We start from the raw sequence: 232 nt of genomic DNA, 5'->3' as shown, positions 1-232 counted from the left end.
CTCATCGATCATCAGCACATCATGATCCTTCGCCGCCGCGATCGCGAACCGCAACCGCGCCGCCATCCCCGACGAATACGTCCGCATCGGCAACGAAATGAAATCCCCCTTCTCATTGATCCCCGAGAAGTCAACGATCTCCTGATACCGCGCCCGGATCTCCTCCCGCGACATCCCCATCGCCAACCCCCCCAAAATCACATTCCGCTCCCCCGTCAGATCATTCATCATC

General features: G+C 58.6%; 1 pseudogene. It reads right to left on the bottom strand.

The annotated features are described in order from the left end of the window. Positions 1-232 (bottom strand): annotated as a pseudogene (locus tag IF55_RS35785) (ABC transporter ATP-binding protein); the annotation flags it as partial.

Source organism: Streptomyces varsoviensis, from assembly GCF_000718635.1.
GTDB classification, from domain to species: domain Bacteria; phylum Actinomycetota; class Actinomycetes; order Streptomycetales; family Streptomycetaceae; genus Streptomyces; species Streptomyces varsoviensis.
This window is presented reverse-complemented; position numbering and strand designations above follow the sequence as displayed.